The 17,164-nt window shown below is 43.6% G+C and carries 16 protein-coding genes; 12 read left to right on the plus strand and 4 right to left on the minus strand.

Annotation, left to right across the window (positions count from 1 at the left end; genetic code table 11):
* The first annotated feature begins 141 nt into the window (after positions 1–141).
* The gene (locus GKC25_RS01665; protein ID WP_034664211.1) at positions 142–1,089 is read left to right on the plus strand and encodes an L-lactate dehydrogenase; all 948 of its coding nucleotides are present in this window, start codon (positions 142–144) and stop codon (positions 1,087–1,089) included.
* Positions 1,090–1,128: 39 nt separating this feature from the next.
* Positions 1,129–2,751 carry an L-lactate permease gene (locus GKC25_RS01670; RefSeq protein ID WP_034664209.1) on the plus strand — a complete coding sequence of 541 codons (1,623 nt, stop codon included), beginning with the start codon at positions 1,129–1,131 and terminating at the stop codon, positions 2,749–2,751.
* Between the two features lie 206 nt (positions 2,752–2,957).
* On the opposite strand, the gene GKC25_RS01675 is transcribed toward GKC25_RS01670, so the two are convergent.
* Positions 2,958–3,947 carry a LacI family DNA-binding transcriptional regulator gene (locus tag GKC25_RS01675; protein ID WP_034664207.1) on the minus strand — a complete coding sequence of 330 codons (990 nt, stop codon included), beginning with the start codon at positions 3,945–3,947 and terminating at the stop codon, positions 2,958–2,960.
* Positions 3,948–4,056: 109 nt separating this feature from the next.
* On the opposite strand from GKC25_RS01675, the gene GKC25_RS01680 reads away from it, so the two are divergent.
* The 6 genes from GKC25_RS01680 (at position 4,057) to GKC25_RS01705 (ending at position 10,677) form a co-directional block, all read left to right on the plus strand.
* Positions 4,057–5,382 carry a DegT/DnrJ/EryC1/StrS family aminotransferase gene (locus tag GKC25_RS01680; protein WP_034664205.1) on the plus strand — a complete coding sequence of 442 codons (1,326 nt, stop codon included), beginning with the start codon at positions 4,057–4,059 and terminating at the stop codon, positions 5,380–5,382.
* Positions 5,357–6,223, plus strand: coding sequence for an HAD-IIB family hydrolase (locus GKC25_RS01685; protein ID WP_034664203.1), 867 nt, complete (start codon positions 5,357–5,359; stop codon positions 6,221–6,223). The genes GKC25_RS01680 and GKC25_RS01685 overlap by 26 nt, the downstream gene beginning before the upstream one ends.
* On the plus strand, positions 6,220–7,266 hold the full coding sequence (locus GKC25_RS01690; RefSeq protein ID WP_034664201.1) for a Gfo/Idh/MocA family protein: 1,047 nt from the start codon (positions 6,220–6,222) through the stop codon (positions 7,264–7,266). The genes GKC25_RS01685 and GKC25_RS01690 overlap by 4 nt, the downstream gene beginning before the upstream one ends.
* 54 nt (positions 7,267–7,320) lie before the next feature.
* The gene (locus GKC25_RS01695; protein ID WP_034664199.1) at positions 7,321–8,514 is read left to right on the plus strand and encodes an MFS transporter; all 1,194 of its coding nucleotides are present in this window, start codon (positions 7,321–7,323) and stop codon (positions 8,512–8,514) included.
* Between the two features lie 112 nt (positions 8,515–8,626).
* The gene (locus GKC25_RS01700) at positions 8,627–9,256 is read left to right on the plus strand and encodes a LysE family translocator (protein ID WP_034664197.1); all 630 of its coding nucleotides are present in this window, start codon (positions 8,627–8,629) and stop codon (positions 9,254–9,256) included.
* Between the two features lie 662 nt (positions 9,257–9,918).
* Entirely contained in the window at positions 9,919–10,677 is a 759-nt protein-coding gene (locus GKC25_RS01705; protein WP_106038502.1) for a YqcI/YcgG family protein, read from the plus strand.
* On the opposite strand, the gene GKC25_RS01710 is transcribed toward GKC25_RS01705, so the two are convergent.
* On the minus strand, positions 10,672–12,024 hold the full coding sequence (locus GKC25_RS01710; RefSeq protein ID WP_034664193.1) for an amino acid permease: 1,353 nt from the start codon (positions 12,022–12,024) through the stop codon (positions 10,672–10,674). The genes GKC25_RS01705 and GKC25_RS01710 overlap by 6 nt on opposite strands.
* 79 nt (positions 12,025–12,103) lie before the next feature.
* Here GKC25_RS01710 and GKC25_RS01715 point away from each other — a divergent pair, with 79 nt between their 5' ends.
* The 3 genes from GKC25_RS01715 (at position 12,104) to GKC25_RS01725 (ending at position 14,419) form a co-directional block, all read left to right on the plus strand.
* Positions 12,104–12,700: a DUF1989 domain-containing protein gene (locus GKC25_RS01715; RefSeq protein WP_034664192.1), complete on the plus strand. Its 597-nt coding sequence runs from the start codon at positions 12,104–12,106 to the stop codon at positions 12,698–12,700.
* Between the two features lie 199 nt (positions 12,701–12,899).
* Entirely contained in the window at positions 12,900–13,721 is an 822-nt protein-coding gene (gene nadE / locus GKC25_RS01720) for an ammonia-dependent NAD(+) synthetase (RefSeq protein WP_034664190.1), read from the plus strand.
* A gap of 140 nt (positions 13,722–13,861) precedes the next feature.
* Entirely contained in the window at positions 13,862–14,419 is a 558-nt protein-coding gene (locus GKC25_RS01725) for a shikimate kinase (protein ID WP_034664188.1), read from the plus strand.
* Between the two features lie 37 nt (positions 14,420–14,456).
* Here the strand turns inward: GKC25_RS01725 and GKC25_RS01730 are convergent, their stop codons facing one another.
* Positions 14,457–15,230 carry a class I SAM-dependent methyltransferase gene (locus GKC25_RS01730; protein WP_034664185.1) on the minus strand — a complete coding sequence of 258 codons (774 nt, stop codon included), beginning with the start codon at positions 15,228–15,230 and terminating at the stop codon, positions 14,457–14,459.
* 116 nt (positions 15,231–15,346) lie between these two features.
* Between GKC25_RS01730 and GKC25_RS01735 the strand changes: the two genes are divergently transcribed.
* On the plus strand, positions 15,347–16,246 hold the full coding sequence (locus GKC25_RS01735; protein ID WP_034664183.1) for a LysR family transcriptional regulator: 900 nt from the start codon (positions 15,347–15,349) through the stop codon (positions 16,244–16,246).
* Between the two features lie 45 nt (positions 16,247–16,291).
* Here GKC25_RS01735 and GKC25_RS01740 read toward each other — a convergent pair whose 3' ends face one another.
* On the minus strand, positions 16,292–17,077 hold the full coding sequence (locus GKC25_RS01740) for a carbon-nitrogen family hydrolase (protein WP_034664181.1): 786 nt from the start codon (positions 17,075–17,077) through the stop codon (positions 16,292–16,294).
* Positions 17,078–17,164 lie beyond the last annotated feature (87 nt).

A 17,164-nucleotide genomic window follows, 5' to 3' on the forward strand; every position in this document is an offset into this window, starting at 1 on the left:
CACAATAAGTGTGTTCACAAATTCGCTACATATTTTTTTTGAGCAACCCCCTTGCAAAAGTTTGTGAAGTGTTGCACAATAAGAATGTGAAATACTTCACAAAAGAAAAACAACCTAGTTTTACTCAGGAGGATGAGATAAATGACAAACGAAAAAGTAAACAAAGTAGCACTTATTGGAGCAGGTTTTGTAGGCAGCAGTTATGCCTTTACATTAATAAATCAAGCGATCACAGATGAATTGGTTGTCATCGATTTAAATCAAGATAAAGCAATGGGTGACGTCATGGATTTAAACCACGGGAAAGCATTTGCTCCGCATCCTGTGAATACATGGTATGGAGATTATGAGGATTGTAAGGATGCAGACATTGTATGTATCTGTGCTGGTGCGAACCAAAAGCCAGGTGAAACGAGACTTGACCTTGTTGAGAAAAATTTATATATATTTAAAGGCATTGTAGACAATGTGATGAAAAGTGGATTCGATGGTATTTTCTTAGTCGCCACGAACCCTGTTGATATTTTGACATATGCCACTTGGAAATTCAGTGGCCTGCCAAAAGAGCGAGTGATTGGCAGTGGAACCACACTTGATACTGCAAGATTTAGATACATGCTCAGTGAGTACTTTGAAGCAGCGGCACACAATGTGCATGCGTACATCATTGGAGAGCATGGGGATACAGAGCTTGCTGTGTGGAGTCATGCGAATATCGGAAGTGTACCCATTACAGAATTAATGAAGAGAAATGATCAATACAAACAAGAAGATTTAGATGAGATGATGGAAAATGTCCGCCATGCCGCTTACCAAATCATTGAGAAAAAAGGCGCCACTTACTACGGCGTAGCGATGAGTTTGGCCCGCATTACAAGAGCGATCCTGCACAATGAAAACAGTATTTTGACCGTCAGCACTTACTTAGATGGAGAGTATGGAGCAGAAGATGTCTACATTGGTGTACCTGCCCTTGTGAATCGAAATGGCGCAACAGAAGTGATGGAGCTTGCACTTAATGATACAGAAAAAGAACAATTCGCACACAGTGTGAATGTGTTAAAAGAGATTTTGGCTCCTCATTTTTAATCAAAAGCAACCTATCTGAGCAGAAAAGGATGAATCACTATGTGGCAGCAAATATATAATCCGTTTGGTAATGAGTTCGTGAGTGCATTGGTAGCAATGCTCCCAATTTTGTTTTTCCTGCTTGCATTAACTGTATTTAAGTTAAAAGGTGTTTTAGCCGCTTGTTTTACCTTAATCGTCAGCTTTGTAACAGCTGTTTTCTTCTTTCATATGCCAATTGAAAAGGCATTATCTGCTGTGCTGCTCGGTATATCTAATGGGCTGTGGCCGATTGGATATATCGTCATCATGGCGGTATGGCTCTATAAAATTGCTGTGAAATCTGGAAAATTCGATGTCATTCGTTCTAGTATTGCAGGAATCTCTCAAGATCAACGTCTTCAGCTATTATTAATTGGTTTTAGTTTTAATGCATTTTTAGAGGGAGCCGCTGGGTTTGGTGTACCGATTGCGATCAGTGCTGCTCTCTTAACAGAGCTTGGGTTTAAACCGCTGAAAGCTGCGATGCTCTGCTTAATTGCCAATGCTGCGTCTGGCGCATTTGGTGCTGTGGGTATCCCAGTCATTACAGGGGCGCAAATGGGCAATATGACTCCGCTTGCGTTATCTCAAACCCTTGTGTATACGATACCGTTTATTTCATTCTGTATTCCGTTCCTCCTCATTCTCATTGTGGACGGATTCAAAGGGATTAAAGAAACGCTCCCTGCCTTGCTTGTTGTAAGTGGAAGCTATGCCATTTTACAAGCTGTCACAATGGTGACAATGGGTCCTGAGCTTGCCAATATTATTTCAGCTTTAGCAAGTATGGGCATTTTGGCTTTATTTCTTCGAAAATGGCAGCCGAAACACATTTATCGTGAAGAAGGAGCACCAGCCATTGAACAGAAACAAACGTATCGCGGCATTGAAGTGCTGAAAGCATGGTCTCCGTTCTATATTTTAACCGCCATTATTACGGTATGGAGTCTTCCAGCATTTAAAGCATTGTTTGCTGTAGGAGGCCCGCTCAACTGGACAACCATTTTAGTGAAAATGCCTTTTTTGCATCAGCAAATTGTGAAATTACCACCAATTGCACAAACAGAAACACCTATTGATGCGATCTTTAAAATTGATGTCATCAGTGCAACGGGTACTGCCATTCTGATTGCGGTGATGCTGACAGGTTTGTTTAGCAGACATATTACATTAACAGAAGGAGCTGCCTGCTTAAAAGCATCAGTGAAAGAGCTTTGGGTACCTGTTCTTACCATTTGTTTTGTCATGGGCTTTGCCAACTTGGCGAACTTCGCTGGACTAAGTTCAGCCATTGGGCTTGCACTTGCCAAAACAGGCGATTTGTTCCCGCTTGTCAGCCCGGTGCTTGGCTGGATCGGGGTGTTTATTACAGGATCTGTCGTGAGTAACAACGCCTTATTCGGCAACCTTCAAGCGGTCACTGCTTCTCAAATCGGCTCACAGGCAGGTTTGTTAATCGGGGCAAATACAACTGGCGGGGTCATGGCAAAATTAATTTCTCCACAATCCATCGCCATAGCTACAGCAGCTGTTGGAGAAACAGGTAAAGAATCTGAGCTCTTCCAAAAGACCGTGAAGTACAGCTTCATCCTGCTCGGCATTGTGTGTATATGGACATTCATTCTTGCTCAATTTGTATAGGTTTAAAAAAAGACTGAGACAGCTCTCAGTCGCAGCGTGTAGATAAACCCTCGCATTCTTTGTCCGGTCTGTGCTCCGGTGCTCGTCCTTCCTAGACTGCAAAGGTTTTCTATCACGCTGAAAGAAGGAAGACAAAGGGCTAAAACAAAGATCATTTTAGCCCTTTGTAAACAAAAAAGACTGAGACAGCTCTCAGTCTTTTTTGTTTATGTCGATTCCCTTGTCACAAGCCGGGTAGGCAGCTGGATATGTTCACGCTGTAATGGTTTTTGGTCTTGCAGGATCTCGATTATTTGCTGCACAGACCGCTGGCCAAGCTCTACGATCGGGATGTCAATTGTGGTGATTGTTGGAGCTGTCACCTCGCAAATGTCTTGATTGTCATAGCCGATCACCGCTAGATCCTTAGGGATTTGATAACCGTATGAAATGGCCTGTTTAATGAGCCCTGCTGCGACTTGATCATTACCCGTGAAAATGGCATCAGGTGCATTCTTCATGTCATGGATGACATCCATTAAGCGAAAACCGTCTTCAATGGTGAAGGCCTCCCCGAAAAGCCAATCGTCATGCAGCGGCAAGCCGTGTGCAGAAAGTGCATCAAGATAGCCCTGTTTCCTTTGTTTTTGTGCTTCACTGCTTTCAGTATCAAAGCAAAATCCAATCGATCTTCGCCCTGACTGAATCAAGTAGTCAACCGCTTTATAGGCGGCTTCCCGCTCATCGTATCCAATAATCGGGATGTCTGCTGTTTGATGATATTCGTTCGCCATGACAATAGGGCCGTTCGTTAAAAATGGCTCGATCTTTTCCCACGGATTTTCTAATGCCCCTAATATGACCCCATCTACTTCTCTTTTTTTTAATAATTGAAGCCCTTCAAGCTCTAACGATTCCTGATAAAACGTCTGAAGCACGATGGCTTTATAACCTTGATCCAGTACTTCCTTTGATATGCCTTTAATCAATTGTGCAAAAAAAGGATGGTCCACAGCCGGGACAGACACAGCAATGGTTTTTGTCTGATGTGAACGAAGAGTGCGAGCCGCTGAACTCGGTGTATATTCCATTTCTTTCATCACCTGTAAAATGAGCTGACGCTTTTCCTCTGACACATATGGATGATGATTCAGCACTCTGGAAACGGTGGTGGTTGAAACCCCGCAGCGTTTGGCAATTTCATAAATTGTACACATATTAACAAATCCTTTACACAAAGTTATTGTTCTGAAATCGATAACATCATTTACAATGTGAAACAAGTTAAATATTAACAAATGGAATTGATTAATTGGAGGGAATGGAATGCAAATATTGACGAAGATATCAGGTAAAAGCAAGGATTATCTTCCTTTGCTGGATATGATCAATCAAGGTGTTCAAGTAAAGTCTGATTCAGTTGAGAAGCACCTAGCAAATGAAAAGCTGGTGACGTTCCTTGAGCAAGATATAGGGCGCACAGGCTTGGAAAAAATTCTCTTCCATTATAAACAAAATAAGGAAAAAAAGATACCATTTCTGCCAGTTGATAAACTGATTTCGGAGGATGAGATCGATGATATCATGCTGGTGTTGAAAGAAGTATTGAGTTCTGGCCGTTTTACTTCAGGGCCATATATTCCGGCGTTTGAAAAGCAGCTCGCTGAGTACTTAGGGAAGAAATATGTCATTGCCACGTCAAGTGGAACAGATGCCCTAATGATCAGCCTCATATCAGCAGGCGTCCATCCGGGAGACGAGGTCATTTTGCCAGCGAATAGCTTTGCTGCAACAGAAAATGCAGTGCTTGCGATTGGGGCTGTTCCGGTCTATGCCGATATTGATCCAGATACTTACTGCTTGGCACCGAGTGAAATAGAGAAGCATATCACAGATCAAACGGTATGCATTCTTCCAGTTCATTTATATGGAAAGCAAGCGGATATGAAGGCCATTTCGGCGATTGCAAAACAGCATGGGTTGAAAATCATTGAAGATGGCTGTCAGGCGATCGGCAGCAGCGGCCTTGGAGCATATGGAGATGGACTTGTTCTCAGCTTTAATCCATACAAGAATCTTGGTGTCTGCGGCAAAGCAGGAGCTATCGCGACAAATGATGAAGCCTTAGCGGAAAAATGCATGGAGATCAGCTATCACGGCTTTGAAGTAGGAAAGAAAAATGTCAAACGCAGTGACTACGGCTTTAATTCTAAAATTGATAATTTGCAGGCAGCGATCGGACTCGAACGCATGAAGTATTTAGGATTACAAAACTTTAAACGCTTTTACTTAGCAAAGCGATACATTGACCAGCTGCAAACGCTTGAGGAAGAAGGATACTTGAAGCTTCCGAAGCTGACGGATGATCATGTCTGGCATCTGTTCCCGATTAGAGTGTTGAAGGGAGAACGAGATGAGCTTGCAGCGAAATTGCTGGAAATGGGCATAGAAACAGATGTTTATTACCCGATTCTATCGCATCAGCATCAAACAAATCTTGTTTCTCAAAAGTATAAACAAACGACACTTCCACACACGGAAAAAGCAGCACAGCAATTACTTCACTTGCCGCTGTATCCAGGCATGCCGCTGCAAGATCAGGAGAAGGTCATCGAGGGGGTTCATCATGTTATCAAGTCTTCCATTCAATAAAAAGCTGCTGAATCAGCCGGAAAATCCGAAGTGGATCGTCTTCTGTGACTTTGATGAAACCTATTATTCTCACGGAATGACCGATGAGCAGAGAGAGGATGTAAAGCGGCTGGAAGCCTTTGTGGCAGAAAAGAGCGAAGCAGGACAGCTCATGCTTGGCTGGGTCACGGGAAGCAGCCTCGATTCTGTCACAAGTAAAATGGAAAAAGGCGGTTTTCATCAATTCCCGCATTTCATTGCGTCGAACTTAGGAACTGAAATTGTGTATACATCGGAAGCTCGTTTTGGACAGCCAGATGCGGAGTGGATGAAGCGGCTGGATGCGCAGGGCTTTTCAGATGAAAAAATTGAAGACATCCTGGAAACCGTACGTGAAAAGGGAATTCATCTCAGACCGCAAACGCAGCTGGGCAGCTCAGGGTATAAGAAGAATTTCTATTATCAGGAGCAGGATGAACGGACAGATCTTCATCATCTATCATTCATCCAAACACTTGCCAAAGAGCGCGGGGTGGCGGTCAACATTAACAAATGCAATCCGCTCGCAGGAGACCCTGCGGATTGCTATGATGTCGATTTTTTACCAGTCGGAACAGGGAAGGATGAAATTGTCCGCTTTATGCTGAACCAATATGATCTATCGAAAGATCAAGGCTTTGCCTTTGGAGATAGTGGGAACGATTTGCGGATGCTTCAATCCGTCACGCATGGTTTCCTCGTCCAAAATGCGACGGTCGAAGCCAAGCGGCACCATCATCAGATTTGTCATCATGGGTATGCAAAAGGAATCTATGAAACACTGAAAACAGTGATGTATAAACATGAGGAGGCACATTCATGAAGAAAATTGGAATTGTTGGAGCAGGGAATATTGCAAAAGCTCATGCAAGAGCATTATCAACAATCAAAGGTGCAGAGTTATCCGGTGTCTATGATTTGCACGAGTCAGTTGCACAGGGATTCATTAAACAGTACGGCGGACGTGTGTATTCAAGTATTGAAACACTAGCAGATGCATCTGATGGGTTGATCATTGCCTCCCCTAATTTTTGTCACAAAGACCATGCCCTTCAGGCACTAAGAGCAGGACAGCCCATTTTATGTGAAAAGCCGATGGCTGTGTCGCTGAAGGAAGCGAAGGAAATGGTGGAGACAGCCAAACAGTTCCAGGTTCAAGCCAGTATGGGCTTTAACTATCGTTACTTATCCTTTGTGAATATTTTGAAGAACTTGATTGCCAATGGTGAATTAGGCCGCATTTTGACCGTCAGGACTCATTTTAAGAAAAACAGTGCCCTCAGAAGAAAGACATTTTCATGGAGAGACGGCGGTGAGAGTCTGCGCACGAGCGGTGCATTAGGGGATCTTGGTATTCATTTAATTGATATGCTGTGGTACTTATTTGGCAGTGACATGAAGAAAGAATCACTTAATACCAAGATGCTGACACATGTAAAGGAAAAAGAAGAGAAAAAGGTGCAGGTGGATGATCATACCGAAATTTTCGGTCAGATGGAGAATCAAGTGTTCTTTCACTTGGTCACATCCAAAAGCACGCAGCCTGAGGAATGCGGATTTAGTGTAGAAGTCGTTGGTCATGACAAGGTATTCAAATACCATACGAACATGAAAAACGAATATGAGATCAGTGATGGATTGTGTGTGGAGCGTCATCAAATGCCGCAAACCCTGCTGACAGATCCGCCAAATGAATTTTACGGATGGTCTGATACGTTCCGTGATCAGCTGATGCACTGGGTGAATACAGATTCATATCCATCTCATATGAAAGTGGCTGATTTTGTAGATGGGTATCGCGCACAGGCTGCGCTCAATACATGCTTCGAGAGGGAAGAGGCTGTCAAGTCTGCCCGGACATATTAAAGAGGTGGAGCGGAGGATGTCATGACTCCGCTCCTTTTTAGAGGAAGTGAAAAGATGAAAAAAGTATTTTATTTTGGCTGTGTCTTTTATTTTTTTATTGGGACCATTCATGTGTTTTTTGGCAGCTTAACTCCTTATTTACTGTCAAGTTACGATAAGGGTCCCGGGGAATTATCTTCTTTAATCTTTTTTCAGTTTATTGGTTTTTTGACAGGTGTTCTGTTATCCCCCATTCTTGTGAGGAAAAAAGGCTATGGCGCTGTTCTGACCATGGGTCTTTTGCTGATGATCGGGTCACTTCTCCTTGGACTTTTGGTGCCGGGCTGGACAACACTTGTGCTGGCAGGTTTTTTTCTTGGGAGCGGTGCAGGCAGTCTTGAGACCACAGCCGGAGCGTATGTGATTTCGATGGCAAACAGTGCGAAGCGAATCAGCATCATGGAGGTCTTTTTTGGGTTAGGAGCGCTGTTATTTCCACTTGTGATTCTGCTCACTGTCACTGAACAGACGTGGCACTATGTGTTTTTATTTCAAGTCGGTGCACTGACTTTCTTTCTTATGCTCTGGCTTGCCTTTATGAACAAATTGCCTCGTGGACAGATGGCTTCTTCTTCCAATTCCAATGGGATGAGAAAACCGTCTTTACTTGTTGATCGAAACAATCGAATGATTGTGGTGCTCATGATCTGTTTTGCTTTTTTCTACGCAGGGATTGAAACGAACTTTGCGAACTTTTTGCCGTCGATCATGCTGGATAAAGGGGGAGACAACTGGAGTCTTTTTGCGGTTTCTACCTTTTGGACAGCGATCGTCATTGGCAGAACTGTCATTGCGAGAAAAGCGGATCAGCTGCATCCGCTGCGTTTTTTAAAGCTAAGCGCAGCACTCATGATTGTGCTGCTCGTTGTATTTGCCCTGACAACCCACATCGCCGCGCAGCTGCTTCTCATCTTTTTCATCGGCCTGTGCGCAGCTGGCATGTTCCCAATCGCACTGACTGCATCTGCATTAATGATTGAAAATGCCATCGACGAGGCAACGAGTTACTTTATTGCAGCCGCAAGTTTAGGCGGAGCCTGCTTGTCCTTCTTGATTGGCTTTAGTCTTGAATGGGCAGGAGCAGCAAGTGCCGTCTTTGTTTTCGCCTTCTTAGCTGTTCTTCTGTTTGCAGCTGCGATTCAAATGAATCGTGCTAAGAAAAAGGATACGGTACTGTCGCAGCAATCGGCGCTGAAAGCCGATCGGTAAGCAATATCCAATGTCTCCTTGAGTCCACCTGAAAAGATGACAAAGGACTTGTACTAAAACACAGAACGTTTGAATAATATGTACAAGTCAGCATCAAAAGGAGGACGTCTATGTGGCGGTGTTTTTTGGTTATATCTTTTTAGGGTTGTCACTTTCAGCGCCTGTTGGGCCAGTCAATGCAGCCCAAATCGACAGAGGGATTAAAAGTGGATTTTGGCACGCGTGGATTTTTGGTGTGGGAGCGATGGCCGCGGATATTGTCTATATGCTCCTCATCTATTTTGGTGTCGCCCAGCTTTTGACTGCACCTCTAGTGAAAACCTTTTTGTGGCTGTTCGGCTTTTTCGTTCTGACCTATACGGGCATTGAAAGTCTGCGTAAAATCAATTTGCAGGAGAGCCCGAAAAAGGATGGTGGAAACACTTCGGTTGGTCAGTCGTTCATGACGGGGTTTTTCATTTCTCTTTCCAATCCGCTCAGTATTTTATTTTGGCTTGGCATCTACGGCAGTATTTTGGCTAATACGATTGAAAAGTATGGGGCATCTCAAATGCTGATGTACAGCATGGCTATTTTTATCGGCATGCTGATCTGGGATTTCAGTATGGCGCTGCTTGCTAGTTCGTTTAGGCGCTATTTAAGTGAACGTGTCTTACATGGCTTATCCGTTCTTGCAGGCTTATCTTTACTTGGTTTCGGCGCCTATTTTGGGTATCAAGGGATCATGGCGTTGATTGGGTAGAAAAGCAGACTGATACATTCAGTCTGTTTCAGCGTGTAGACAAACCCTCGCATTCGGTGTCAGTCCTGCGTGCCGGTGCTCACGAATGTCAAATTCGCTCCGCTCCGGTACTCGTCCTTCCTAGACTGCAAAGGTTTTCTATCACGCTGAAAAGAAGACAAAAGGCTAAAATGAAGATCATTTTAGCCCTTTGTCAACAATTTGAAACAGACTGATACATTCAGTCTGTTTTTTGTAAGGATTGACAGACATAACACATTCTTGAATAATGATGGGATATAAAATGGTTTCAAGGAGCTTTGCCATGCGTATTTTTCTTCCAGTATTCAACTATGTGTGCATGCTGATCTTATCAGTTATCACAGCAACATTGTCTATCTGTTTAGCTTATGCTCGGCTCTCATTTATTGGGTGCTCGATTCTGTCTTTTTGATGAAGAACAGATCATAGGAATGATACAAAAGCGCTCTATTAAAAGAAGCAGTTTGACGGCTGCATACACTTGTCTGTTCATGCATCATGGAGTGAAAGACACACATACATGCTCAATTTGAACGAGAACGCCCACCTCTTGAATGCGCAAGGAAAGTCGTTGAAGGACAGTCACCACAGCCTTTTTTTCTCATAGGCTATGGAGAAGACGCTAAAACGAGGTGGAAGAAATGGCCCAGTTGTATGCAAAAAGTTGCCTTGATCAAAATCTACGATCACTAGAAGAATGGAAGCAGGATGCTTTTACTCAATTTGGAGAGATGGTAGGAGATGAGGCAGATACATTCCCTTGTGTACCGGGAAGACAGGGGTTTTTTCTCGATCATTTACGCTATGGGTTTGTTGGTGATCCGAGGGAAGAGGAAGCGGTTGATGAATTAGCCCAGCTGCTGAGAGAATATCAAAGCTGTGCGAAAGAAACGGGTCAATATGCTTCATTTATTTGTTTTTTTGAAACACCGCAGGATTTAAAAGAAAGTTCGCTTGAAGAGTTTGAGCAGCAGTTTTGGTCACTGCTTCAACGACTGCACCAGAAAGATGAAGTGCCATGGCCTGAGGATATTCCACTAGATACTCATCATCATGAGTGGGAGTATTGCTTTCACGGGGAAGCGTATTTTATTTTGTGCTCCACACCGGCTCATAAGCTCAGAAAAAGCCGCCACTTCCCTTATGTCTTGATGGCATTTCAGCCTAGATGGGTGTTTGAGAAATTGAATGGATCGACCAAGTTTGGTCAAAAAATGAGCCAGCTCGTTCGCAAGCGGCTCAAAGCGTATGATGAGGTCAGCGTTCACCCATCATTAAAATGGTACGGTGATCCGACAAATCATGAATGGAAGCAATACTTTCTCCCAGATGAAGAGGCGGAGAAACCAGCCTCCGCCAAATGTCCTTTTACTGCATTAAAAAACATGATGAAATTATGATGCGGTCTGATCCTGCTGCTTCCACTTTTTTCTCATAAATAGCACCATGATGGCAATCACTGCAATGATCCCAAGGCTGATAAAAAAGCCAGGTCGTCCGCTTGCCTCTGTTAAAGTGCCTGAAATGGCGGCTCCAATCAAGAGAAGCGCAAGAATCATTTCGCACGTTTGGCGAGTGGATGGCTTTGATAGCTTTTTACTTGAGAACAGAATGAATACCCATGTGTACAGAAGGGTAAGGCCGGCTGCTGTTGTGAGATGCTCGTAGATGTGTTTGGACAAAAAGAGTGCAAGCAAAATCGAGACAATTAATCCAGCAGCAGTTAAAATAATCGAAGGCCATCCGACATGAGATGGGTCTTTTTGTTTAAAACAAGCAGGTGCATCTTGATGCTCCGACATCGTGCCAAGCAGCGTCGTGACTGCATAGAGTGAGGCAACCAATGTCGAAAAGCCGGCAATAATGAAAATGCCATTAAAGATATGAAGAAAGATTGATAAATGAAATGGATCTAATGATGTAATAAATGGACTGCTGTTCTCGTTAAAGGCTGTTACTGGGACAAGCAAGAGAGCAAGTCCGATCGAGACGATATAGATGACCGCTAGAATGATCAGCATGACGCGTCCAGCCTTTGCCGCATCTTTCGGATCTTTTAAATGAACCGCCATCAGACCCATGACTTCAATTCCCCCAAATGCATAAAACGCGTAAATCAATCCATTCCAAAGACCAAGTGCACCGAGCGGCATCCATTCGTGATCTTTGTTTGGCAGATGCAGGGTCGGTTTATGATCTGTCAGAATGCCGAATAACACAAGCACCGCAAGGATCATAAACAGAAAAATCGCCGCTGTCTTCAGTACCGCAAGGACATTTTCTGTCTTTTGAAAAGAAGAAAGCCCTATGATAATCACGAGCAGGGCAAGAGCGGAGTAAATCGCCGAAAACACCCAGAGCGGAATAGATGGAAACCAGTGGCGGGTAAAAAGAGAAATCGCTGTTAACTGACTTCCCGTAATCAACATTTCTGCAAACCAATACACCCAGCCATTGCTAAACCCTGCCCAGCGTCCATATGCTTTACGAGCATAGGAACAAAATGACCCTTTATCAGGGTTATCGGCTGTCATCGCAGCCAAATGCTTAAAGACGAGATAGGTTCCGACCGCAGCAAGCAAAAAAGAAATGCAGACGGAAAAACCGGACTTTGTAATGGCAATGCTGGAACCAAGGAAGAAACCAGTGCCAATTGTACAGCCGACTCCGATGAGAGAAAGCTGCCACCAAGATAAAGTTTGTTCTTCTTTCAATGCATGTGCAACACCTTTCGATTTCAATGACATTAGCTTGTGACCGCCGTCTTTTTTTATACATGATCAAGGGGACGTTTTGGGCATACTGACATGGAAAGGAGTGCATGTGATGAACGGAGAATATGTCATTTTACCAAAGGATGGACACGGCTTTCGCTTAGGAAAAGGCCAATGTATGCGGGTCGTTGATATTGAAGGTCAGCAAGTAGCAGATGTCATGGCCTATCATGAAAAGGATTTTTATGAAAAATTTGACCAAGGCGCGACAATGGACAGCCTATTTTCGTCAAAAGTGAAAAAAGGGGATAAGCTCTATTCTAATTTATATAAACCGATGTTTACGGTCATTGAAGACACAGTCGAATGCCATGATTTATACATGCCCGCCTGCCGGCAAGAAATGTATCAGCTTTTATACGGACGGACGCATTTAGAGGTCATGCATACATGCTACGATAATTTGCGGACTGCCTTTGAGCCATTTGGGATTCCTAAGGAGGATATGTACTATCCTTTTAATGCCTTTATGAATACAGTCATTGATGAAAAAGGAAAACTGTCTGTGGAGCTCCCAAAATCTCTTCCCGGTGATTACATTCGTCTGCGAGCCGAAATGGATCTCATTGTGGCCGTATCCGCATGTCCTTCTGATATTGGGAAGTGTAATGGCGCAAGCTGTACATCTATACGGGTAGAAATTGATTGAAAAAAGAAAAGGGCCAGTCCATATAGACATGGTCTTTTTCTTTTGTGAATGTTTGATCATTAATGAAAGAGGGGAACGTCTAACAAAATGTTCTTCCTGAAAACATGGTATAATGAAGACTCAAAAAACGTTGTCAAACCAATGAATTCAGAGTAAAACCTGTTCTCTTCATGTAGAGGATGCTTAGGAGGAAAAGTGTATGAGTTTGCAGAAAAAGATCAGCCAAGAGTTGCATGTGCAGCCCTCAATTGACCCAAAGCAGGAGATCGAAAAGCGGGTTGGATTTCTAAAGGAATACTTGAAAAAAACTGGCGCAAAAGGATTCGTCCTCGGCATTAGCGGCGGACAGGATTCAACGCTCGCTGGCCGTCTTGCACAGCTGGCTGCATCTGAGCTGCGTCAAGAAGGAAAAGAAGAGGCAGTCTTTATTGCGGTGCGCCTCCCGCACGGTGTGCAGCAGGATGAAGATGATGCACAGCTCGCTTTATCATTTATTCAGCCGGACAAGTCGTGGAAATATGATATTGCGCCTGCCGTGACTGCATTCAGTGAACAATATCAAAAGGACACAGGCGGTCCGTTGTCTGACTTTAATAAAGGAAATGTCAAAGCACGCATGAGAATGATCGCGCAGTATGCTGTCGGAGGAGAAGAAGGATTGCTTGTCATCGGTACAGATCATGCAGCTGAAGCAGTAACCGGCTTCTTCACGAAGTATGGTGATGGCGGTGCAGATGTTCTTCCGCTCACAGGTCTGACGAAACGCCAAGGCCGGATGCTGCTAGAAGCGCTGCAAGCACCTGAGCGTCTATACTTAAAGAAACCGACAGCGGATCTGCTTGATGACAAACCTCAGCAAACGGATGAAACAGAACTTGGCATTACGTACAATGAAATTGATGATTACTTAGAAGGTAAGCCAGTGTCAGATCAAGCAGCAGAAGCGATTGAAAAGCGTTATGTTCAATCAGAGCATAAACGCCAAGTACCAGCTTCCATGTTTGATGACTGGTGGAAATAAGAAAATGCAAGAGACCTCTCCTTTGATGGAGAGGTTTTTGTCTTTATATTTTTCAAATTGCCTATCTTTTCGCGCGCCATTTATCATATAATAGATACATTATGTAGCATTCCTTGTCGTAAGGAGGACGTGTCACGAATATGAAAAACAATAGAGAAATCCCTGTGAGACAGCGAAATATTGTCCTCATTGGCTTTATGGGTGTTGGGAAAACAACCATTGGGCAGCTGGTTGCCAAAAAGCTATATAGAGATTTTATTGATGTGGATCAGGAGATTGAGAAAAAGTATAACATGACGATTCCTGAGATCTTTCAGCAAAAAGGAGAAGCATTCTTCAGGCAGGCTGAAAAAGATTATATCGTCGATTTATGTGAACATACGCAGCTAAAGATCGTTTCTCTTGGAGGCGGTGCATTCAAACAGGAAGAAATCAAACGCGCCTGCTTGAGGCATTGTACGGTTCTTTTCCTTGATTTATCTTGGGAGAATTGGAAACAGCGGCTTGATATTTTGATTGAAAACCGCCCTGTTCTTCACAACCGGACGATTGACGAGATGAAAGAGCTGTTTGAAGAGCGCCGGGAAATATATGCCCTTCATAACTCAAGAGTCGAAACAGATCATCTAGAAGCTGAGGAAGTCGCCAATTATATTGTGGACACACTCAAGCTTGGCTGGGATTTATACTCGAAATAAAAAAGTCTACCAACGAGGGTAGACTTTTTCTATAAGTTCAATTCTTCATTCCTTGAATGAGTGCAGCTTTTAAACAGAAGGAAATAGGCTGCTGCTGTGCATCGAATTGAAGTTGAAACAGCTGCTTTGTATCAGGGTCTGCGAATTGAAGATGGGAAACGATCTCTTTTTGAACATTCTCTGGTGTGCGTCCACGCATCATCCAGTCCTGATAATCAATTTGCAGATCCCAGTAACGCTTCTCTTTTTGAGTCAGTTGGTTGGCAGCGAAGAGCTCTTTCCATTCTGATAACGAGCTTTCTCGCACATGAGAAGGATCTCTGAGTCTATTTAAGTGATTAATGAATGAATCCTGTGCAGTGTTTTCGGGTGCGTAATGATCGACGAGCAGGAATGTGCCGCCTTTTTTTAAGACACGGCTGATTTCAGACATGGCTGCCGGCAGGTTTGTAAAGTGGTGAGCGGCAAATCGGCACGTCACGATGTCAAATGATTTATCAGCGAAGGGCAGTGCTTCTGCGGCTGCCCGCTCAAAAGTAATATGTTTCAGTTGGCGTTCTTCCGCAAGTGCTGCTGCAACCTCGATCATTTTTTGCGTGACATCAATGCCGATTCCTTTAGAAATGATATCTGAAAAGGAAAAAACGGTATGTCCTGCCCCACAGCCGATATCAAGTAAATGCTCGTGACCCTTCGTATTGGCTATTGCTTTCATCCATTCCAGCTCTTCTCCGGCTGCAAATATAGGTGAATCTCGATAGTTCTCGGCATTTTGTGAGAATTGGTTTTCGGCTTTAGCATATGGATTCATTTCTTCTCCCCCTTTGTTGTCTCTTTATCGTAAAATTCATTTTGTTATTTGTCTAAGACATAAAAGATATGACATGAATAGTTAAAACCTATGAGGTGATGAAAGTGGATATACGAATGATGGAATATGTCATGGAAGTGTACCGGCAGAAAAGTTTTACAAAAGCAGCGGATCAACTTCACATTGCACAGCCTTCTTTAAGCCAACAAATGAAGAAGCTGGAAGAGGAATTAGACACACCCCTCTTTATTCGAAAGTATGGACAAGTCACGCCCACACCTCAAGGGAGTCGATTCATTAAAAGGGCTGAGAACATTTTGAAGGAAAGAGATGATTTGCTGCGTGAAATGGGAGAAGCAGCTTATGAGGTGGGGAAAGAGCTGAACATTGGAGCGCCAGCAGTCACAGGAGGCTATGTCTTGCCCGGTTTATTAAAAACCTTTTGTCAAACGTATCCTCATGTTCACGTTCAACTAATAGAAGAATCACCTCGTGAGCTAGAAAAACTTCTATTGGCTGGAAAGCTGGATTTGGCTATTTTATCTATGCCTGTCGAGCATGAATCATTGAAAACGAAACACATGCTGACAGAGCCGCTTCTTCTCGCAGTTCCGCAAACTGCCCAGCCCTGGTCAACAGATGAATTGAACGAAATCATCAATCAAGCAGATCAGAAAGGGTCTGTTCCGTTTCGCCTTCTGGAAGACGCCGCATTTATTATGCTGAAAGAGGGATATGGCTTTCGGCAAGTGGTCATGGAACTATGTCTTCATCATGGTTTTCAGCCGAAGATTACCTTTGAAACAAGTCATATTCAAACAGCGCAGGCATTGGTCAAAAATGGACTAGGTGTGACAGTTGTGCCGAAAATGGTGGCACAAGAGGAAAGGAACGAAGTCACTTATTTGAAAATTGATTCATGCCCAACCCGCACTCTTGTGTTTGCATATGTGGAAGAAAGGTATTTAACGAAAGCCGCTCAAGCCCTAATGGACCTTTACCAGAATCAAGCTTAAACAAACGTTTAATTAAATGCAAAAAGCAGGGGAGCACCCTGCTTTCTAATAGATATCCAGACGCTGATCCGTCATCACAGGAATTTGCTGTCTCACTTCATCCACTAGCTGAAGATCAATTTCCGCATAATAAATGTCTTCCTCATGGCTTGTTTCAAGCAGAATACGGCCAAGTGGATCAATCACCATGGAGTGGCCAGGGAATTCAGTGTCTCTGCTTGTGCCTGTTCTGTTAACAGCAATCATAAATGACTGGTTCTCAATCGCTCTTGCGATGAGCAGGCTGCGCCAATGATCCACTCTTGCTGACGGCCATTGCGCCGTATTGATGAGCACTTTCGCTCCTTTGTTTACAAGTGTTCTGGAAAGCTGCGGAAAGCGAAGGTCGTAGCAGATCATCGCACCGATCTTCACATCCTCATCATAGTCAAATAAACCAAGCTGATCACCAGCGGTTAAATAGTTGTGCTCATCCATTAAGCGGAATAAGTGAATTTTATCATAATCCACTAAGAGCTCACCTTGGCGGTTAAAGACATACATCGTGTTGGTGATGTTGTCATCTTCTGTGCGCTTGTTCAATACACTTCCTGCGATGAGAACCACTTGGTGTTTGCGGGCAAAGGAAGAGAAGAGCTGTTTTGTGCGTTCACCGTTTACATCTGCAAGCTCCTCGGCTTGTTCAAGATCGTAACCGGTATTCCACATTTCGGGTAAAATGATCAGATCAGGCTGCTGACGGATGGCTTCTTCTAAAAACGCTTCTGCTTTTTGAAAGTTCACATCAGGTTCCCCAATTTGAACGTCCATTTGGACAAGAGCGATTTTCATACAGGTTCCTCCTTTATTCGATGGTGTAAATGTGAAAATCCATGAATGTCTATCGATTTGTTTTGCCTGAGAACATCTAGTTTTCAA

It is taken from the genome of Bacillus pumilus (assembly GCF_038738535.1).
GTDB lineage: Bacteria > Bacillota > Bacilli > Bacillales > Bacillaceae > Bacillus.